At 69.4% G+C, this 18,293-nt stretch carries 17 protein-coding genes; 7 read left to right on the top strand and 10 right to left on the bottom strand.

Features of this window, described 5'->3' with window-relative positions; all coding sequences use genetic code 11:
• The first annotated feature begins 1 nt into the window (after window position 1).
• The 4 genes from KCG34_RS02215 to KCG34_RS02200 all read left to right on the top strand — a co-directional run bounded on the left by KCG34_RS02215 (window position 2) and on the right by KCG34_RS02200 (window position 3,467).
• A complete protein-coding gene (locus KCG34_RS02215; protein WP_211938774.1) occupies window positions 2-1,204 on the top strand; it encodes an efflux RND transporter periplasmic adaptor subunit in 1,203 nt (400 codons plus the stop codon).
• Window positions 1,205-1,312: 108 nt separating this feature from the next.
• Complete coding sequence (locus tag KCG34_RS02210) at window positions 1,313-2,134, top strand: universal stress protein (protein ID WP_211938773.1); 822 nt, start codon at window positions 1,313-1,315, stop codon at window positions 2,132-2,134.
• Between the two features lie 96 nt (window positions 2,135-2,230).
• Window positions 2,231-2,752 (top strand): hypothetical protein, encoded by a 522-nt coding sequence (locus tag KCG34_RS02205; RefSeq protein WP_211938772.1) that lies wholly within the window; start codon window positions 2,231-2,233, stop codon window positions 2,750-2,752.
• Between the two features lie 52 nt (window positions 2,753-2,804).
• On the top strand, window positions 2,805-3,467 hold the full coding sequence (locus KCG34_RS02200) for a YMGG-like glycine zipper-containing protein (RefSeq protein WP_211938771.1): 663 nt from the start codon (window positions 2,805-2,807) through the stop codon (window positions 3,465-3,467).
• A gap of 18 nt (window positions 3,468-3,485) precedes the next feature.
• Here the strand turns inward: KCG34_RS02200 and KCG34_RS02195 are convergent, their stop codons facing one another.
• Entirely contained in the window at window positions 3,486-3,941 is a 456-nt protein-coding gene (locus KCG34_RS02195) for a hypothetical protein (protein ID WP_211938770.1), read from the bottom strand.
• Window positions 3,942-4,013: 72 nt separating this feature from the next.
• Between KCG34_RS02195 and KCG34_RS25765 the strand changes: the two genes are divergently transcribed.
• Window positions 4,014-4,394 carry an RcnB family protein gene (locus KCG34_RS25765; RefSeq protein WP_249138184.1) on the top strand — a complete coding sequence of 127 codons (381 nt, stop codon included), beginning with the start codon at window positions 4,014-4,016 and terminating at the stop codon, window positions 4,392-4,394.
• Between the two features lie 17 nt (window positions 4,395-4,411).
• On the opposite strand, the gene KCG34_RS02185 is transcribed toward KCG34_RS25765, so the two are convergent.
• From KCG34_RS02185 to KCG34_RS02170, 4 genes are all read right to left on the bottom strand, one after another.
• Window positions 4,412-4,660: a hypothetical protein gene (locus KCG34_RS02185; RefSeq protein WP_211938769.1), complete on the bottom strand. Its 249-nt coding sequence runs from the start codon at window positions 4,658-4,660 to the stop codon at window positions 4,412-4,414.
• Between the two features lie 83 nt (window positions 4,661-4,743).
• Window positions 4,744-6,174, bottom strand: coding sequence for an FGGY family carbohydrate kinase (locus KCG34_RS02180; protein WP_211938768.1), 1,431 nt, complete (start codon window positions 6,172-6,174; stop codon window positions 4,744-4,746).
• Window positions 6,167-7,573: an FAD-binding oxidoreductase gene (locus tag KCG34_RS02175; protein WP_211938767.1), complete on the bottom strand. Its 1,407-nt coding sequence runs from the start codon at window positions 7,571-7,573 to the stop codon at window positions 6,167-6,169. The genes KCG34_RS02180 and KCG34_RS02175 overlap by 8 nt, the downstream gene beginning before the upstream one ends.
• Before the next feature lie 17 nt (window positions 7,574-7,590).
• Window positions 7,591-9,171, bottom strand: coding sequence for a glycerol-3-phosphate dehydrogenase/oxidase (locus tag KCG34_RS02170; protein WP_211938766.1), 1,581 nt, complete (start codon window positions 9,169-9,171; stop codon window positions 7,591-7,593).
• A 76-nt stretch (window positions 9,172-9,247) separates the two neighbouring features.
• Between KCG34_RS02170 and KCG34_RS02165 the strand changes: the two genes are divergently transcribed.
• Window positions 9,248-10,150: a LysR family transcriptional regulator gene (locus KCG34_RS02165; RefSeq protein ID WP_211938765.1), complete on the top strand. Its 903-nt coding sequence runs from the start codon at window positions 9,248-9,250 to the stop codon at window positions 10,148-10,150.
• 4 nt (window positions 10,151-10,154) lie between these two features.
• On the opposite strand, the gene KCG34_RS02160 is transcribed toward KCG34_RS02165, so the two are convergent.
• Window positions 10,155-10,922: a phytanoyl-CoA dioxygenase family protein gene (locus KCG34_RS02160; protein ID WP_211938764.1), complete on the bottom strand. Its 768-nt coding sequence runs from the start codon at window positions 10,920-10,922 to the stop codon at window positions 10,155-10,157.
• A 111-nt stretch (window positions 10,923-11,033) separates the two neighbouring features.
• Between KCG34_RS02160 and KCG34_RS02155 the strand changes: the two genes are divergently transcribed.
• A complete protein-coding gene (locus tag KCG34_RS02155; RefSeq protein ID WP_211938763.1) occupies window positions 11,034-11,951 on the top strand; it encodes a LysR substrate-binding domain-containing protein in 918 nt (305 codons plus the stop codon).
• A gap of 3 nt (window positions 11,952-11,954) precedes the next feature.
• Here the strand turns inward: KCG34_RS02155 and KCG34_RS02150 are convergent, their stop codons facing one another.
• The 4 genes from KCG34_RS02150 to KCG34_RS02140 form a co-directional block, all read right to left on the bottom strand.
• On the bottom strand, window positions 11,955-12,554 hold the full coding sequence (locus tag KCG34_RS02150) for an NADPH-dependent FMN reductase (protein WP_249138183.1): 600 nt from the start codon (window positions 12,552-12,554) through the stop codon (window positions 11,955-11,957).
• On the bottom strand, window positions 12,551-13,816 hold the full coding sequence (locus KCG34_RS25760) for an MFS transporter (RefSeq protein ID WP_249138182.1): 1,266 nt from the start codon (window positions 13,814-13,816) through the stop codon (window positions 12,551-12,553). Before KCG34_RS25760 ends, KCG34_RS02150 begins: the two co-directional genes overlap by 4 nt.
• Before the next feature lie 6 nt (window positions 13,817-13,822).
• Window positions 13,823-15,838 carry an alpha-glucosidase gene (locus KCG34_RS02145; protein ID WP_211938761.1) on the bottom strand — a complete coding sequence of 672 codons (2,016 nt, stop codon included), beginning with the start codon at window positions 15,836-15,838 and terminating at the stop codon, window positions 13,823-13,825.
• Between the two features lie 99 nt (window positions 15,839-15,937).
• Window positions 15,938-18,256 (bottom strand): TonB-dependent receptor, encoded by a 2,319-nt coding sequence (locus tag KCG34_RS02140; protein ID WP_211938760.1) that lies wholly within the window; start codon window positions 18,254-18,256, stop codon window positions 15,938-15,940.
• Window positions 18,257-18,293 lie beyond the last annotated feature (37 nt).

The raw sequence follows: 18,293 nt of genomic DNA, 5'->3' as shown, positions 1-18,293 counted from the left end.
CATGGCGCGCTTTCCACTTCGCTGGGCGCTGATCGGCCTCTTCGGCGCCGGCCTTGTGGCCGGTCTCGCAGTCCTCTTCGTCCCTCGACCGGCGCCGGTCGATATCGCCAAGGTTTCGCTCGGCCCGATCGCGGAGACGGTCCAGGACCAGGGGATCACGCGGGTCCGCGAGGCCTATGTGGTCTCGGCGCCCGTCTCGGGAAGACTGGAACGTCTGGACCTTCATGTCGGCGACCGGGTGATCGCCGGCAGGACGATCCTGGCCCGAATGCGCCCCGCGCCGCCCGACCTGCTGGATCCCCGCGCCCGGGCCCAGGCCGCCGCCGCCGTCGCTGCGGCAGGCGCGGCCGTCTCCGCTGCGCGCGCCGCCGAACAGCGCGCCGCGGCCGAGGCCCGCCGCGCGGACCTGGCGCTCGGCCGCACGCGAGCGTTGGCCGACAACGGCTTTGCGCCGAAACGCGCGCTGGACGACGCCGAAGCCGACGCCCGCGCCGCCCACGCCGCCGTCGATGCGGCCGCCGCGGACGTCGCTGCGCGTCAGGCGCAGCTGGTCTCGGCGCGGTCCGCGCTCATCGGCCCTGGCGCATCCGCGCGTGAAGTGGTCTCCGTCACCTCGCCTGCGACCGGCTATGTGACCCGCGTGCTGCAGGAGAGCGAGCGCACCGTAGCCATGGGCGCGCCCCTGGTGGAAGTCAGCGAAAGCCAGGGGCTGGAGGCGCAGATCGAATTCCTTTCCCAGGATGCGGTGCGCATCCGCGAGGGCATGGCGGCCGAGATCTACGATTGGGGCGGCGGGGCGGCGATCCCGGCCGTGGTTCGTCGCGTCGAGCCCGAAGGCTTCGTCAAGATCTCGGCCCTGGGGGTCGAGGAGCACCGCGTGCTGGTGATGCTGCAGTTCGAGGGAGCGCCGGACCGCTGGTCCCGCCTGGCGCCGGGCTATGGCGTCTGGGGTCGCGTGTTCCTGCGCCAGGAGCCGAGGGCGGCGAAGGTCCCGCTGGGGGCCCTGGTGGGCTCGGGCGAAGGCTGGAGCGTATTCAGGCTGGATCACGGACGGGCCCGTCTGACACGGGTGCAGATCGGCGCGATGACCGATCGCGAGGCCGAGATCCTCAGCGGCCTCAAGGCCGGCGACGGCGTCGTCGTTTTTCCATCCGACCGCGTCAGGGATGGCGGCCGGGTCTCGGCCCAAGGCCGCACGGGCTGACGGCTCGCGCGTAACCGCGGCCCTGGGAGCGTTGATTGGGCCGGCGTTGCGCTAGGTCAACGCGCCAGAGCGGGCTTCGCGCAAGGGTCCAGGCGGGAGGACGGAGCGATGGCCTACGACACCCTTCTGACCCACGTTGCGATGGACCGAGGCTGCGAGGCCCGGCTGCGCATGACCGCCGATGTCGCCCGGGTGCTGGGCTGTGGCGAGGTGATCGGCCTCGGCGCCCAGGCGCCATGGCCATTCTCGGACGAACGCGACGGGACAGGCCCCGACTTCGAACGGCTGGTGCAGTCGGCCCGAAGCGATATCGCGGTTTCCGAATCCGCGTTCCGTGATGCTTTGGCCGCCGCCACCGCGACCGCCTCGTGGCGATCCGAAATCGGCTATCCGAGCGATGTGGTCGCCGCCCACGCACGCGCGGCGGACCTCGTCCTGGCCTATCGCAGCAATGAGGCCACGGTTTCCTTCGCCTATGCCGATCCGGAGATCGTGCTGATGGAGGCCGGCCTGCCGGTCCTGTTCATGCCGGCGTCCTACGCGGAATTCAAAGCCGACACGGTCCTGTTCGCCTGGAAAAACACTCGCGAGGCGCGCCGCGCGGCGGCCCTCGCCTTGCCGGTGCTGTCCAAGGCCCGGCGGGTGCTGGTCGCCTCGGTCTGTCATGAGCGCGACCTGGCAGGCGTGGAACAGGAACTGGCGGACATCGCCCGCCGGCTTTCGCGACATGGCGTGGCGGCGACCACCCTGGCCGAGGTCGGCGCGCCGGGGTCCGCTGGCTCCAGACTCGTCAGGATCGCCGAAACCGACGGCAGCGAACTGATCTTCGCCGGCGCCTATGGCCACTCCCGCCTGCGTGAATGGGCGCTGGGCGGCGTGACCCGGGATCTGCTTAGCGCGCGCGATCGGTTCGTCCTGCTCTGCCACTGAAATGGGTCCCGCCGGCGACCCAGGCTTACTTGATCAGAATCAACGCGGTAGGCGCCGAACGATGGTTAATCGCTACAGAATTCATGGAGCGCGACGATGAGGGCGAAGATTCTCGTGACGGCGCTGGCGGTCGCAGCATTGGCGGCTTCCCTGGCGCCTGCCGCCTCGGCCACCACCGTTTCGGTTTCGATCGGACCCGAACTGTCGGCCAAGGCCCAAACCTACGGCCAATCCGAACTCGACGGCCTGGCCTCTCAATTGAAGTCGGAGGTGGAGCACGCCCTCGCCGGCCATGGCCAACTGGGCCCAGGCGGCGGCGAACTGAAGCTGGTGCTTGCGGACGCCAAGGCGAACCGCCCCACATTCAAGGAACTCGGCGACCGTCCCGGCCTTTCGATGATGAGCTTCAGCATCGGCGGAGCGCGCATCGAAGGCGCTCTGGTCAAGCCCGACGGGACCAGCACGCCGCTCAGCTACGAGTGGTACGAGACCGACATCCGCCAAGCGCCCCACAAATGGACGTGGTCCGACGCCTATTGGACGTTCGAACAGTTCGCCGACGCCTTTGTGCGCCATCCGGCCGACCTGACCAAGAAGAGCGCCAACGTCCCGCGCTAGGCCGAAAAGTCACGCGCCCGGCGGCGTCGCGTCGGGGAGCAGGAGAACAGAAATGGCGAAGTCTTCAGGCGGCGCGCTCGCCCTGGCGCTGGCTTCCCTGGTGGTCGCGCAGGCGCCGGGCGCGGTTCAAGCCCAGCCGCCCGGCCCTCCGGCGGCGGCGCCCTATCAGCCGCCTGGCCCGCAGCCGCCGGGCTACGCCCCCGGATATCCTTACGGCAGCGCTGACATCTCACCGCCGATGGACTATCATCCCGAGCATCGCGGCGAGGATTTCTCGCCCGGCGCACGCGAAGAGGATCGTCGCTACGCCGCGGCGGTTCAGCATTGGGCGGCGCGGGCCTGCGTCGATGAGCGCGACCAGAATCGCGTGGCGGGCGCCGCGATCGGCGGCGTGTTCGGCGCCCTCGTCGGCTCCGCGGCCGCTGGTCGGCACGACCGTGGCGGCGGCGCGGTCGTCGGCGGTATCCTCGGCGCGATCGCCGGCAGCGCGATCGGCGCCAGCCAGACCAGCCCAGGCTGCCCGCCCGGCTACGTCGTCAGGTCGGGCGCGCCGCCGTTCAGCCCTCCCCGCTTCCGAAGCGGCTTCGTCTATGTCGCACCGCCTGACTACCGGCCCTGGATCTGGGCCGACGAGCGCTGGGTCTACAGGCCCTATCCCTACCACCGCTACTGGTACCGCCACGAATCGCGGCGGCCCGACCACGGCCCCCATTGAGGAACTGGTCCAATGAAACTACGCAGCTGGCTTCTTGCGACCGCAGTGCTGATCCTGGCCGCGCCCGCCCAGGGCTTCGCCCAACCGCCGTCGGGCGCGGCGCCGATCAACTCGGCGCCAGAGCGACCACAGCCCGAACAGAGAGCGGCGCGGCCGCAGCGCGATCACGCCCCCCAGCAGGAGCAGGTTCGGCCGCCGGCGGAGGTGCGAAGACAGGGTGACGCCCGACAGGGACGCCCCACGGGGCCGACCGGGCCTGACACGCGGGACCAAAGGATACACCCCACGGCGCCGACCCCACCGGCAGCCAGCGCCATCCAGCGCGGCGGCCTTGGCGAAGCCGGCCGAGGCGAGCACCGACGCCCGCCGGGCCAGGCCGTCCAGCAGCCGTTCGCCGCGCCGCCAGGCGGCCAGGCGCGCACCCCGCCTCAGGCCCATGAAGGGCGAGAGAGGGGCGAGCGCGCGAGGACGCATCCCAACCCGCCAGCCACGCAGTCCCGGCGGGAACCCAGGGGGTGGCCACAGCTCGGCGACTGGCGGCGCGACTTGCGCGGGCCGGACGCGGACCACGCCGGCCGCCAATGGCGCGATGAGCATCGTGGCTGGGACAATAACGGCATCTGGCGGCGCAAGCCGAACTGGTGGCGCCGCGATCGTGGCTTCCGCCTGTTCATCGGCCCGCGGATCGGCTTCCTGTTCATCCCGGAAATGGGCTACGTCTCGGTCCCGCCCGAATACCAGCACGGCTATTGGGCGCCCGGCGGCTTCCTGCCGTCGTGGTTCTGGCGTTATGTCGTGCGCGACTATTGGCGCTACGGCCTGCCCGCGCCGCCGCCGGGTTGCATATGGGTCTGGGTCGATGACGACATCGCCCTGATCGACGCCGACACCGGCTATATTGTCGACATGGTTCGCAACGTCTGGTGAGGCGGCGCCTGTAGCGGTCAGGCAGAGCCAGACTCGCCAACGCCCAATATGTCCTCGATCCGAATGGGCAGGCGCCGGATTCGCTTGCCGATCGCATGATGGATGGCGTTGGCGATAGCGGCCTGCACACCCGCCGACCCCAGCATGCCGATGCCCTTCACCCCGCCCGGGAGATAGGGGTCGTCCTCCTCGACCACGATGATGTCGAAGGCCGGGATGCCGGCGTGGGTCGGGATCGACGCCGACCTCGACGAACACCGCGCCATAGCCCATGCCGCCGCAGGCATCCGCCTCCGGCAGGGCGACAGAGCCCTGCGCCGCCACTGGGCATTCGCGTCTCTGCTATGGGCTATTGATCCCGCGCCTGGATCATGGTCGCCGCGACCCAGTCGTCGAACGACGAAGCCGCCTGCTGAACGTCGAGCCTGGGCTGGAATGTCTCATCGTGGCTCGCCCGGCTGGCCAGCTCGGCCTCACGGATCTGGCCGACCCCGAGCCCGGCGGCCAGCGCGGCGCCGAAGGCCGTCGCTTCCCGGATCGCGTGCCGCATCACCGGACGGCCCAGGCAATCGGCCAGGATCTGGGGGAAGACCGGATCGGCGGTCATGCCGCCATCGATCCGAAGCGGGGCCTCGTCGCCGACCATGGACCCCATCGCCGCCACGATCTCTCGAACACGGAAGGCCAGGCCCTCGAGCACCGCGCGCGCGAGATGCTCCTTCCTGGTGGCCAGGGAAAAGCCGGACAGCAGTCCCCTCGCCTCGAAACGTGCATGCGGGGCGCCCAGCCCTTGCAGGGAAGGCCTGAACGTTACCCCGCCGCTGGAGTGGACCGACCGCGCCGCGGCGTACACAGCCTGGGCGTCGTCGAACAGGCCGAGACCACGGCACAGCCAGTCGATCGCCGCGCCAGCGGTGATGACCATGCCTTCCACGCAATAGAGCGTGCGCCCGCCGCCCATGGCCAACACTTCCGGGGGCATGGTTCGATGGGGCCACTCGGGGCCGGGGCCAGTGCTGGCGATCACCGTGCCGGAGGTGCCGAAACTCGCCTTCCAGCCGCCCGCCTCGATCGAACCGTGCCCGAAAAGACCGGCCTGCTGATCGCCCAGAATCGCCGCGATGGGGACGCTCGCCCCGAGCACCGAGGTGGCGGTGCTGGCGAGCATCCCGAATGAATCCACAATCGTCGGGAATATCGCGGGGTCTAGCCCCTGGTGCTCCAGAATCCGCGGGTTCCAGGCCTTGGCGCCGTGATCCAGATAGCCGCTGAGCCAGGCGTTCGACAGGTCGGTCAGGTGGGCGGCGCCGCCACTCAGCCGGAACACCAGATAGCTTTCCAGACCGCCCCAGACGAGGCTCCCGCCGCCCGACCGCAGCAGATCGGGATCCAGCTTGCAGGCCGGCGTCTGGGGCCAGGACGGGAAGCCGGCCGCGGCCAGAGCCCGGCTGCGCTCCACGCCGCGCAGGTCGTTCCACAGCACCATCGGCCCGGCGGGTGCGCCGGTCCTGCGGTCCCAGACCACCAAGCTCGCCCTCTGGGTCGTAACCCCGACCGCCGCGAGATCGCTCGCCGCTATATTCGCCCCAGGGAGCACCCGCTCGATCAGATCCCGCGCCAGGCGCCACACCGCCTCGGCGTCCTGCTCGGCCAGGCCCGGCGCCGGATAGGCGGTTTCGACGGGCCCTCGCGCCTGAGCCTTCACCGCGCCGGACGCATCGATCAGCAGCACCCGGGCGCTGGTGGTGCCGACATCCAGGGCGAGGAGCAGTTCAGGCATCGGGGATCAGGTTGCCGGGGTTCATGATGCCTTGCGGATCGATCGCCTGCTTGATCCGGCGCAGCAGTGAAACGCCGCCGGGGCCGAGATCATACTCCAGATAGGGCTTGCGCAAACGCCCAGCGCCGTGGTGGTGGGCGATGCCGCCCCCGTGCCGCGCCGTCGCCTCCATCGCTCGCCGCCAGCACTCCAGATAGGCCCGCTCGCGTTCGGCCGGGTCGGCGTGGGCGGCGGCGAAGCTGAAATAGAGGTTCAGCCCGGTTCGGTAGGCGTGGGAGCTGTGCGCCGAAGCATTGATCACGTTCGGAACCGCCGACAGCGCGGCGACGACGTCCGCATAGACCTTGCCGATCGCGCTCCAGCCGGCCGAGACCTCGATGGTGTCGGCGACATAGCCACGCTCGAACAGCTCGCGCCAAGACGGCACGTGGTTGCGCCGCTGCATCCAACCGGCGGTGGCGGCAGGATCGGCCGGGGTCAGGCCGGCCTCTCGGGCGATGGCCTCGACTTCGGCCAACTCCAGTTCGACCCGCTTGGCCGGCCCTTCGTGGACGAACAGGATCAGGCACTGGTCGTCCCGCTCATGGTCGCGGAACATGCGGCGCACCTCGCGGGCGTCATATTGGCGCGCCACGGGCGGGCGCCAGTCGGCCTGGATGATGCGGCGCTGGGCCTCGAAACCGGCCTCCATGTCCTTGGCGTAGTAGGCGCTGAAGGCCTGGCGCTCAGGCTTGCGACGCAGGGCCAGGGTCACGCCGGTGATCACGCCCATGGTCCCCTCGGCGCCCATCAAAAGGTGCCTGAGGTCCGGACCGGCCGCGGCCCGCGGCGCCTTGCCCAGATTGACCAGGGTCCCGTCGGGCAGCACCGCCTCGATGGAATAGATGATGTCCTCGATATTGCCGTAAGCCGTGGAGAACTGGCCGGAGGCGCGGGTCGAGACCCAGCCGCCGACACTGCTGATGGCCACCGACTGCGGCCAGTGGCCAATGGTCAGGCCGCGCTCGGCGACTGCGTCCTCGGCTTCCAGGCCGTTCTTGCCGGCGTCGAAGCTGGCCAGGAGGTTGGTCTCGTCGATCGAGCGCACGGCGTTGAAGCCCGAAAGGTCCAGCAGCACCGTCTCCGGCGTCGGCAGGATCCCGCCGCAAACCCCGCTGCCCAGGCCGAAAGGCATGACAGGAGCGCCGGCCTTGCTGGCGGCGACCATGATCGCCTGCACCTCTGCGGTCGAGCGCGGCCGAACCACGCAGGCGGGCGCCGCCATGGCCTGGCCGCTCCAGTCCTTCAGGTGGCTCAAGGCCCACTGGTCGAACCGGCGCGCATTCAGGTCCTCGGCGGCGCTGGACACGCGGTCGGCGCCGATGGCGCCCGACAGCACGGCGGCGATGGATTTGGTCATGCTTTGAAGGTCCTTCCTCAGGCGGCCAGCGCCGCCAGGCTTTCGTGATGGATGCGCCGGCAGGCATCGATCTCGGCCCGGGTCCGGGCGGCGTCCCAGTCGAGCAGCCCCGCCATCGCATCGGCGGCGGGGGCCAGGGCCGAGAGCCCAGCGTCGGCGCCGAACCAGGCGCGCATGGAACGGCGCACCCAGTAGTCCTCCAGCCGTAACGCGCCTTCGCAAAGCACCGCATGGCGGGCTTCGGCCGCAACATCGCCGCCGTCCCGGGCGACGGTCGGAGCCTCCGAACCGTAAAGTTCAACCAGGCGCGTGGCGACCTCCGAACAGGCGATCAGGGCCGGATCGGCCATCAGTGCGCGGTGATCGCCGTCGCCGCCGGGCAAAGGCGTTTCCGCCGTTGCGGCCTTGCTCGCCTTGCGCCCCAGCCGCTCCTGGACCAGGTCGACGATGCGCTCGGCCATGGCGCGATAGGCGCTGAGCTTGCCGCCGGCGATGGTCACCACGCCGCTCGGGCCAGTCCAGACTTCGTCGCGGCGGGAGATCTCGCTGGGCGCCTTGCCGGCCTGGCCGATCAGCGGCCGCACCCCCGACCAGACGGAACTGATATCGTCAAAGGACAGCGGCGCGATCTTCAGCCCCCGCTCGGCGGCCTGGAACAGATAGGCGATGTCCTCGCGGGTGATCCGCGGCCATTCATCGGGGTCGGCGTAGAAGGTGTCGGTGGTGCCGATGTAGGTTCGATCGCCCCGCGGCACGGCGAACAGGCCCCGCTTGTCGGCCCCGCGCAGGATCACGGTGTGGTTGATCGGTATGCGCGAGCGCGGCACGACCACATGCACGCCCTTGGTCAGGGTCAGGCGCTGGTCGGCGCCCGCTTCCTCCATCCGGCGCACGCCATCGACCCAGGGTCCGGCGGCGTTGACGATCACCCTGCCCCGCACGCGCGCCTGCAGGGTTTCGCCCGGCAGGCTCGAGCGGCAGATCGCCGCCTCCGCCGGGTCGCCGGACAGCGCCACGACCGGCGCATAGCTCAGGACCACGGCGCCCGCTCCCGCCGCAGCGCGGACATTGGCCACGGTCAGGCGGGAATCGTCGGTCAGAAACTCGGGATAGACCGCCGCCGCGTGGAAATCATCGGCCCTCAGCAAGGGTTCGCGCTCGGCCAGTTCGCGCCGGTCCCAGATCTGGTGCCGCTCCTCAGCCGGTGCGCCGCCGAGCTTCTCGAACATCCAAAGGCCAGCCCGCAGCTTGGCCACCGAGGCCAGGGTCGGGGCCGGGACGATGAAGGGGCTGATGCGGGTCAGGTGCGGCGCGATGCGGCGCAGGACCTGCCGCTCCGAAGCGGCTTCCTTGACCAGGGCGGTGTCGCCCTGGGCCAGGTAGCGCAGGCCGCCATGGATCATCTTGGAGCTACGGCTGCTGGTCCCGCTGGCGAAGTCGCGCGCCTCCAAAAGGGCGACCGACAGGTCTCTCAACGCCGCGTCCCGCGCCACGCCGGCTCCGGTGACCCCGCCGCCGATCACAACCAGGTCGAAGACGCGGCTCTCCAGATCGCGGAACAGGCGCGCGCGGGCGCGCAGGTCGAGGGCGTCGGACATTGGCGTCTCCGTTGTGGCGACACTATGCGCATCAAGATCGGTTTGGTATTGAGTTTTGAGAATGAGCTGCTGACCGATGGACCTGCGCCGCCTGAGACATTTCGAGGCCCTCTACCGCCTGCGCAGCTTCGCCCGCGCAGCGGACGAGGTCGGCGTCACCCAATCCGCCCTCAGCCGCAGCCTGCAGAAGCTGGAGGCTGAACTCGGTGCGGCGCTGTTCGACCGCAGCACCCATTTCGTGATCCCGACCGACAGCGGCGAGCGGTTGATCCGCCAGGCCCTGGACGTGATCACCGCCTGCGCGGCGCTGGACGAGGAGGCGCGGCGCCTGCGCGAGCCGGTGTCGGGGGTGGTGCGGGCCGGCTCGGGCGCCTATCCGATGCAGCCCCTGGTGACCGGCGCCGTGGCCGCCTTCGCCGGCCTCTATCCCGGGGTTCGCGTAACCGTGGCGGGCGGGCGGTCGGATGTGCTGCTGCAGGGTCTGCTGGACCGTGAACTCGACCTCGTGGTCTGCGACATGAGCAAATTCGACGACAGCGCCTTCGCCGAGGACATCACCGTCTCCGGCCTGCCCTCCGAGCCCCTTGTGCTGATCTTCCGCGCCGACCATCCGGCGGCGGGCGAGGCGCGCCCGGACACCACCCTCTATCCCTGGGTTTTGCCGGCGCCCTCCCCGGCCAGCCGCGAACGGTTCGCGCCGGCGCTGCGCAGGCGGCTGGCCGCCGGAACCTTTCCCGACTTCCAGCTGGATTCCACGGACGCCTGCCTCGATGTCGTGCGCGGCGGGTTCTGCATCACCGCCGCGCCCCTGTCCCTGGCCCGGACCGCCTGCGCCTCGGGCGAACTGGTCTGGCGGCCTTTGCCGCCCACCTCGCGCACCAATGACGGGGTGCATGTCCTTCGCCGCCGCACCCAGCCCTTGGCGGTCAAGGCCTTCATCGACCTCCTGAAGAGCCAGGCGAAGGCGCTGGCCGCCTGAGGGATCAGGCGAACGTCACCTGCTTGCCGCCGCGGACCAGGGCGATGGCGTTGCGTCGCAGTTGGCGCTTGTCCTTCTCCAGCATCGGCTCGGCCGTGTACTGCGCCAGATAGACCCGGCGCATACGGTCGGTCTGGTTGGCGCCGGTGGCGTGCAGCAAGAGGCTGGAGAAGGCGACGATGCTGCCGGCCTTGGCCTCCACGGTGACCGCGCCCTCGTCGCTCTTCCAGCCGATCAGGTCGTTGGAGCCCGGCTGGCGTTCGTGCGGCAGGATACCCTCGCGCGAGGCCGGCGCCTGGCTGAACGGCAGCACCCGCACCGTGCCGTTCTCGGCCGTGGCGTCGTCCAGGGGGCACCAGCAGGTCAGATAGGGCGGGTGGTCGGTCGGGCCGCCATTGCCCACCACGTAACCCGAATCCTGGTGCCAGCCGAACGGCATGCCGCGATCCGGCCCTTTGACGACGAACTGGTCGAAAAAGAAGTAGGCGTCCTCGCCCAGGGTGGCGCGGCAGACTTCGGCCATGGTCTGGCTGAACAGCATGGACCGCAGGGCCGGTTGGGCGCGCTGGCACTCGTTGGCGAAATAGCGGCGGCCCCTGTGGGTGATGCCGATAGTGTCGACGCCCAGGGCGTCCATGCGCGCATCCTCCCGCGCGACGAAGGCGTCGCACTGGCCGCGCAGCAGCGCCAGGGCCTCGCCGTCGAGGACGCCTTCGAATACGGCGTAGCCCTGGTTGGCGAACTGTTCTTTCTGGGCTTCGAAACGGCTCATCGCATACCTCCCGGCCCGGTCAACCTCGCCGGCGCATCGCCAGGAACCACGTTCGAACCATCGCATCCAATCGAATTGCTTAGCTATGGTATTTGCCAATACTATGGGCCTATGCGGTTCCGGCAGGTCGAGGCGTTTCGCGCGGTCATGCAGAGCGGCGGGGTCACTGCGGCCGCCGCCCTGCTGCGCATCAGCCAGCCTTCGGTCAGCCGGCTGATCGCCGACCTGGAGGCCAGCGTCGGCTTCACCCTGTTCGAGCGGCGCGGCGGTCGGATGGTTCCGACGGATCAGGCGCAGGCTCTCAATGAGGCCGTGCGCCGAAGCTTCACCGGCCTGGACCTGCTGGACCAGGCCGCCCGCCGCATCCGCGCCCATCCGATCGGCTCGCTTCGCATCGCCGCGCTCTCGGCCCTGGCGGCGGCGGTCGTGGCGCCGGCGGTCAAGGCTCTTCAGGCCGCCTATCCGGAGATCAAGGTCACGGTGGAGTCGCTCGGCCAGCGCGCGGTCGAGGACCGGGTCTTCCTGGCCCAGGCGGACATCGGCCTTGGCGTAGCCGGGCCGGTGCGCGAGGGCGTGCGCTCCAGTCCTCTAGGCCGCGCCCGTTATGTCTGCGCCCTGCCCGCCGGCCACGCCTTGGCGTCGCGGGAAACCGTGCGGCTGAGCGACCTTGCCGGCGAGCCGTTCATCGGGCCGATGCACGAGGCCGACGCGCTGTGGTTCGGCATCGACCAGGCCCTGGCGGCGGAAGGCGTCGAGGTGGCGCGCCGGCTGGAGACCCAGCAGTCCTTCACCGCCTACGCGTTCGTGGAATCCGGCCTGGGGATCGCCATTGTCGAGCCGTTCAGCGCGCCGCTGTTCGCTCGCCTCGGCGTCGCCGTGCGCCGGCTCGAGCCGGACCTGTCGGTCGATTTCGCCATCTTGGAGCCGGACATAGGCCCGCCCCCCGCTGTGGCCGAAATTTTCCGCGAAACCGCGCTGAAGGCGGCGGCGGACTGCCTCGGACAGACCGATCGGTTGACACAGATGTGAGGCTCAGGCGGGCTCCGCCAACGCCTGCTTCATGCGGGCGAAGCCGACCACCTGGCCGGCCAGCATGGCCAGCATTTCGCCGTCGCGGACATTGCAGAGTTCGCCGGCCGCGTCGAACAGCGGACTGGCCGAGGGGTTGAAGGTGACCCCCAACGGCGTCGGCCATCCGCGTAGGGCATGGACGATGGTGCGCAGCGACGCCAGGGCTGTTCCGCCAGCCTGCCAGCCGTCGGCGGTGACGATGCAGCCGACCGCCCGGCCATCCAAATAGGGCCGCGCGTCTCCGCGCACCCCCTCCAGCGCGTCCAGGGCGTTCTTGACCACGCCGGAGACCGAGCCGTGATAGCCGGGCGTGGCGATGATCACCCCGTCCGCCTGTCTCACGCCATCCAGCAGGTCCTGCAGCTCCGGCGAGCGGTCGGCCGTGGTCGGGTCGTAGATCGGGATCCGGGTCAGAATCGCGCCGCCGAACAGGCGCGTGCGAGCGCCCAGCGCCTCCGCCGCGGCCAGCGCCTTGACCAGGGTCCGCTCGCTGGTGGAGCCCGGGCGCGTGGTGCCGCCGATGCCGACGATCAGCGGCGCTGAAGCTGTTCTGGATGTCACGCGATGGCCTTTCCAAACTCGTCCGACGCTGACGCCGGCTCGCCCGCCTGTGCGCTGGCGATCCGCGGCAGCAGTAGCCGCACCCAGCCGAGCCCCAGGAGGTAGGAGACCGAGGCCAGGCCCAGGAGCGGCAGGTAGCCATAGCCGGCCCCCAGCACCCATCCGGCGGCCTGGAGGATCACCATGCCGGCGAGGTTGCCGGCCAGGGCGCCGATGCTGACCACCGTGGCCACGCGCGGCGCCGGCGAGATGTCGGTCGCCAGCGCAAAGATGTTCAGCGAAAACACCTGATGCGCCGCCAGGGTCAGGCCCAGGATCGCGGTCGCGATCCAATAGCTGCCCACATAGGGCGCCAGGCAGACCGGCGTCGCCAGCAGGGCCGCAACCAGCAGCATCAGCTTGCGCGTGCGATCGAGGCCGAACCCGGTTTCCAACAGCCTTGTCGTGACCCAGCCGCCGCCCAGGGCGCCGATGGCGGCGCAGGCGTAGATAACCGCCAGGGGTAGCCCGAACGCCTTGATGCTGAGGTGAAACACCCGGTGGAACAGGTCCGGGGTCCAGAACAGCAAGAGCCACCAGACCTGGTCCGAAAGCGCCTTGGCCCCGGCGATCGCCCAGGTGCGCCGATCCTGAAGCACCGTCCACCAACCGGCCTTTTCGATCGGCGCCTTCGCCGCAGCCGCAGCCTCGGCCTCTTCATCTTCCCGGCCGGGCGAAAAAACCAGCCATAGCGCCACCCAGGCCAGGCCCAGACCGCCCGTGAGCAGGAACGACCTTGCCCAGCCGACCCGCAAGGCCAGGAGGGGGATCAACAGCGGCGTCACCACGGCGCCAAGGGTGTTGGCGGCGTTCATGATCCCCAGCGCCAGCGAGCGCTCCTCGGCGCGGAACACCGCGGCGATGGTCTTGATCGCGGTCGGCGTGCCCAGCGCCTCCGTGGCGCCCAGGGCGAAGCGGGCCAAGGTGAACTGGCCGACCGTGCGCGCCGCGGCGTGAGCCATGGCCGCGAGGCTCCAGGCGCCCACCGCCAGGGGGTTGGCCCTGCGCCAACCGATGCGGTCGATCAACCAGCCCGAGCCCAGGAAGGCCACGGCCGAGGCGAACTGGAACACCGAGGTCAGCCGGCCGTAGTCCGTGTCGCTCCAGTGCAGTTCCTCCTGCAGCATGGGCTTGAGCACGGCGATGATCTGCCGGTCGGCATAGTTCAGCACCCCGCCGAGGATCAGCAGCGCCAGAATCAGTCGGGATCGGGCGGTCCACATGCCGCGTCAGAGCGTGGCCAGGGCGGCGAACAGGTCGGCCCGGGCGGCGTCGGCGCGGTAGAACACCGGCGGCTGGCCGATCGGCGCCGCCACGCTCACCTCGGCCCCGCCGGCGAAGGTCTCGCCGCTCCAGAGGTGGCGCCACTCAGCGCCCGCCGGCAGATAGGCGCTCCAGCGCTCGGCGCCCGCCTCCAGCACCGGCGCGACCAGAAGGTCGGGGCCGTAGAGGTAGCTGACCTGGCACTCGAACGCACGCGGATCGCCCTCGAAATGCAGGAACAGCGGTCGCTGGACGGGAACGCCGGTTGTGGCCGCCTCCTGGGACAGCTCGGCCAGATAGGGCGCCAGATGGCGGTAGATGCGGGTCATGCGGGCGAAATGGGCCAGCACGTCCGGGTCCTGGTCCAGCTGCAGGTTCTGGTCCGGCCGATTGCCCTCGTGCGAGCGCATCACCGGGGTGAAGGCGGCCATCTCGCTCCAGCGCTGCATCAGTTCGGCCGTCCGCACATTGCCATAAAGGCTGGTGTAGCCGCCAATGTCGCTGTGGTGGAAGGCGTTGCCCACCAGGCCCGACGACAGGGCTGCGCAGATCACGCTGGGCAGGCCGTCATGGCGGGTGAAATCCACCGACTGGTCTCCGGCCCAGAGCAGCGGACAATGGGCCTGCACCCCGGTGAACCCGGCGCGCATGAAGAACAGGGCCTCGCCGGTCTTGCCGCGGCTGGCCACGGCGCGGGCGTTGACCTGGCCCCACAGGGTCGGCCACGCGTTGTGGGCGAGCATGCCGTCGAGGCCGCTGGCCAGGCGCACGTCGTGAGGCAGGTATTCGCCGAAGTCGGCCATCCAGCCCGAAAGGCCGAAGTCGAGCATGTTCCGGCCGATCACCACGTCCTCGAACCAGGCCGCCGCCTTGGGATTGGTGAAGTCGACGATGCCGCAGTCGAACTCGCCGAAATCGACGATGTAGGGCTCGTCGGCGTCGGGTCGCAGCGCGAGATAGCCCTCGGCGGCGGCGTGCGGATAGAGCTCGCCATCGACGCAGAGATAGGGGTTCACATAGCCCAGGAACCGGACCCCTTCCCCAGCCAGTTCGGGGATTTTGCGATCGAGGCCGGGATAGCGCTTGGGATCCCACTTCCAGTCCCAATAGAGGCGCCGGCCGAAGGTGGTGATGCGCAGGCCGACCCAGTCCTCGCACCAGATCCCGGAAATCGCCGCGCCGGCTGCACGGAACGCCTCCAGCCGCTCGAAGCTGCGCTCCCCGTCCTTGAGCCCGACGATGGCGCCCTGCAGCACCCAATCCGGCAAGGGCGGCTGGCGGCCGAAGCGGTCGGACAGGGCGCGGACCAGGTCGATGAAATGATCGCGGGCCCATAGCTCGATCCGCTCTGGCACGGCCCACACCTCGATCTCATGAAAGTCGCCATGCCTGAAATCGAAGGCCGAGTAGGCGGTGGTCTCGACATGCAGGGCGTAGCGCCGCGAGGACAGCCAGGTCGGCTGGGGATAGTTGGTGTTGTAGTAGTCGCCGCCGGAGCCGGTCCGGTCGGCCTTGAAGGTCATCAGGGTGGACTTGTCGCGGCCATTGCCGGGCTCGGAGGTCCACATCGGGAACCGCCGGCCACGCATGTCGAAATAGGAAAGCTGCTCGCCGCCCCCCCAGACGCGCTCCTCTTGCTCGGCTGCGATGCGCAGCCAGAGGCGGTTTATGGAAGCATCGGCGCCTTCGAAACGGATCGCGGCGTCGTTTTCCCCGCCCGTGACGACAAGCGTGAGGGATGATGCGTCGGACGGCCCGGCGCTGAACGCTAGCCGCACCTCACCGTCCCTCCGCACGATCCTGGCATGGGCCAGCGGGACCCGGGCCACGACATAGTCGTCGATCTTGAAGTGGCCCTTGTTCATCTGCACCGAGGGCTCGCCCTGGCCGACGAAGATCATCGGCGCGGCCGCCCGGTGGCGGGCGACGATGCGGCCGTCCAGTGCGAGATCGAAACCGTCGGCCTGATCGATGAGCTGCATGGCTGAACGTCACCCTGGCCGCCGCGTCGCAGCAGCTCGAAAACTGGTAGTTGGGGCGCGCCGGACGGTCGGCCCGGCGCGCCTGTTCCACGGCTCGACCTAGAAGTCCTTGTGCAGGTCGATGCCGAAGTAGCGATGATCGTCGCGCGGAACCCAGCGCATCACCCCGGCCAGGTCGCCATGCGACAGGTAGGACGAATAGTGCTGATCGAGGATGTTCTTGACCAGCACCCGCGCCGACCAGCCGCCATAGCTGGTCCCGATCAGGCCCACCGAGGCGTTCCAGATCCCATAGGCCGGCTGGATCGTGTCCGGCGTCTGGCTGAGCTGATACTGGGTCTTGGCCTGCCAGTTGTAGTCGGTGTCGACATCCAGGCTGAGCTGGTCGGCGATCTGCCGGCGGTAATCCTGCTCGACATGAAGCTTCCAGCGCGGCGCGAACGGCAAGGGCTCGCCGTTGATATGGCAGGTAACCGCCGCCCCGGTGGGACAGGGGAAGTTGACCACATGGGCGTCGTCATAGGCGCCGTCGAAATAGTAGGTCAGGCCCTGGGCCGGCTTGGCCACGATGTCGGCCTCGAAGCCACGGGTGGTCACCGAACCGGCGTTGACCAGATTGGTCACCAGGGCGCCGTTGATCACCTGAGTCGAATTGGCCTGATAGTTGTCGAAATCGGTCAGGAAGGCTGAGAGGTTCGCCTGGACCCGACGGTCGAGCAGCTGCGACTTGACCCCGACTTCATAGGAATTCGAGGTCTCCGGTTTCAGCGGCGGCGTGTTGTTGACGCCCATGTTGAAGAAGACGTTGTAGGCTGGCCCCTTGTAGCCGCGCGAGATCGTGGCGTAGGCGTGGACGTCGGAACTGACGTCATATTGCAGGCCCACGCGGCCGGCCCAGCCGTCCTTGGTTTCATGCCCGCGGTCGGCGAAGCTGGCCGCCACGCCGGTCGTGGCCGCGGTGGACACCCGGCCGGTGTAGTAGCTGAGCGAATCCCAGATCTCACGATAGCCAGCGATCAGACGGAAATTCTTGGTGAAATTGACGTTCGCCTCGCCGAACACCGCATAGTTGTCGTCAGACGAGCCGTAGTGGTTGACGCCGAAGTCGAACACGGGTGCGGCGGCGGTCCCGTGGGTCACGTCCCGCTCGTAGATCTCGTGGTCGGAGGCGCCCAGATAGAACAGGCCGGCGACGTAGTCGACGAACTGGCCCTTGGGAGAGGCGATGCGCAGTTCCTCGGACGTCTGGGTGAAGGCGACATGGCCGATGTCGACCACCGCCGGGAAGGTGAAGGCCAGGCTGTCGGACATCTGGTCGTAGTCCTGGCGCTGAGTGTTGCGCCAGTCGCGCCAGGCGGTGATCGAGGTCAGGCGATAGCCGCCGGGCAGGTCGTAGTCCGCCTGCAGCGAAACCCCGCCGTTGTCGTCGCGGACGTTGCTGTTGGTGTTGGTGCTGACCGTGCGGTTGTCAGGCCCGCCGGCGATGCCCTGCGAGGCCAGGAGCGCCGCCATGTGCGCATTGTTGGTGAACACGTTCGGATGGCACGAATTGGCCGCAGGCGGCGCCACCAGATAGGCCGGGCAGTAGGCCACCTGGCCGGTCGAGGCGATCACGCCGGTGGGCACCGAATCCACCGAATGCGTGTAGTCGGCGCCGAAGGTCAGGGTCAGGTTCGGCAGCGGCGTGGCGATCGCCTTCAGGCGCGCGCCGTCGTGCCGGTAGCCGTTAACGTCCTGGTTCGAATAGAGGTTCTTGACGTTGCCCGCATAGTAGCCAGTGAACACCGACAGCAGGGCTCGCACGTCGCTGGTGATCGGTCCGCTGGCCGCCGCGCTGATGCGGTACTCATCACCCTCATAGTAGGCCGCGTCCAGATAGCCGGACGGCGAAGAACTCGGGTTGCGCGTGACGATGTTGACCACGCCGGCCGAGGCGTTCTTGCCGAACAGGGTGCCCTGCGGCCCAAGCAGAACCTCGATGTGGTCGAGGTCCAGGAGGTCCACGGTCGCCTGACCCGGCCGGGCCATGACCACGCCGTCGACCACGGTCGAAACGGACGGCTCCACGCCCGGCGAGGTCGAAATCGTGCCCGTGCCGCGGATGAAGACGGTGCGGTCCTTGTTCGAGGCCCCGGTGCGGAAGTCGACCGACGGCACCTGCTGGCTGATGTCGGCGATGTCGTTGAGGTTCTTGGCCGCGGCGGCGGCCCCGTTCACCACAGCGACCGAGATCGGCACGTTCTGCAGCCGCTCCTCGCGGTGGCGGGCCGTGACCACCACTTCCTCGACTTGCTGCTGCGGCGCGCTGCTGGCCTGCTGGGCCGAAGCGGCGTCGGCCAGGGTGAAGGCCGCGGCCCCGGCCAGCCACGCAGCCCTTCCGGCCCGCCGGACCTGAGTCCTGGAACCCTGATACGCCAACGGACAACCCGCTCGACCTGACACCGATGTCACAACC

This window comes from Phenylobacterium montanum (assembly GCF_018135625.1).
GTDB lineage: Bacteria > Pseudomonadota > Alphaproteobacteria > Caulobacterales > Caulobacteraceae > Poindextera > Poindextera montana.
Note: the sequence above shows the minus strand (reverse complement) of the source record. Positions and strands in the feature narration are given on the sequence as shown.

Bases quoted from the DNA above. Each gene is read 5' to 3' on its own strand.
- KCG34_RS02210 (WP_211938773.1), top strand. From the start codon at position 1,313: ATGGCCTACGACACCCTTCTGACCCACGTTGCGATGGACCGAGGCTGC.
- KCG34_RS02180 (WP_211938768.1), bottom strand. From the start codon at position 6,174: ATGCCTGAACTGCTCCTCGCCCTGGATGTCGGCACCACCAGCGCCCGG.
- KCG34_RS02165 (WP_211938765.1), top strand. From the start codon at position 9,248: ATGGACCTGCGCCGCCTGAGACATTTCGAGGCCCTCTACCGCCTGCGC.
- KCG34_RS02195 (WP_211938770.1), bottom strand. From the start codon at position 3,941: ATGCGTCCTCGCGCGCTCGCCCCTCTCTCGCCCTTCATGGGCCTGAGG.
- KCG34_RS02205 (WP_211938772.1), top strand. From the start codon at position 2,231: ATGAGGGCGAAGATTCTCGTGACGGCGCTGGCGGTCGCAGCATTGGCG.
- KCG34_RS02155 (WP_211938763.1), top strand. From the start codon at position 11,034: ATGCGGTTCCGGCAGGTCGAGGCGTTTCGCGCGGTCATGCAGAGCGGC.
- KCG34_RS02215 (WP_211938774.1), top strand. From the start codon at position 2: ATGGCGCGCTTTCCACTTCGCTGGGCGCTGATCGGCCTCTTCGGCGCC.
- KCG34_RS25760 (WP_249138182.1), bottom strand. From the start codon at position 13,816: ATGTGGACCGCCCGATCCCGACTGATTCTGGCGCTGCTGATCCTCGGC.
- KCG34_RS02200 (WP_211938771.1), top strand. From the start codon at position 2,805: ATGGCGAAGTCTTCAGGCGGCGCGCTCGCCCTGGCGCTGGCTTCCCTG.
- KCG34_RS02170 (WP_211938766.1), bottom strand. From the start codon at position 9,171: ATGTCCGACGCCCTCGACCTGCGCGCCCGCGCGCGCCTGTTCCGCGAT.
- KCG34_RS02175 (WP_211938767.1), bottom strand. From the start codon at position 7,573: ATGACCAAATCCATCGCCGCCGTGCTGTCGGGCGCCATCGGCGCCGAC.
- KCG34_RS02185 (WP_211938769.1), bottom strand. From the start codon at position 4,660: ATGGCGCGGTGTTCGTCGAGGTCGGCGTCGATCCCGACCCACGCCGGC.
- KCG34_RS02145 (WP_211938761.1), bottom strand. From the start codon at position 15,838: ATGCAGCTCATCGATCAGGCCGACGGTTTCGATCTCGCACTGGACGGC.
- KCG34_RS02160 (WP_211938764.1), bottom strand. From the start codon at position 10,922: ATGAGCCGTTTCGAAGCCCAGAAAGAACAGTTCGCCAACCAGGGCTAC.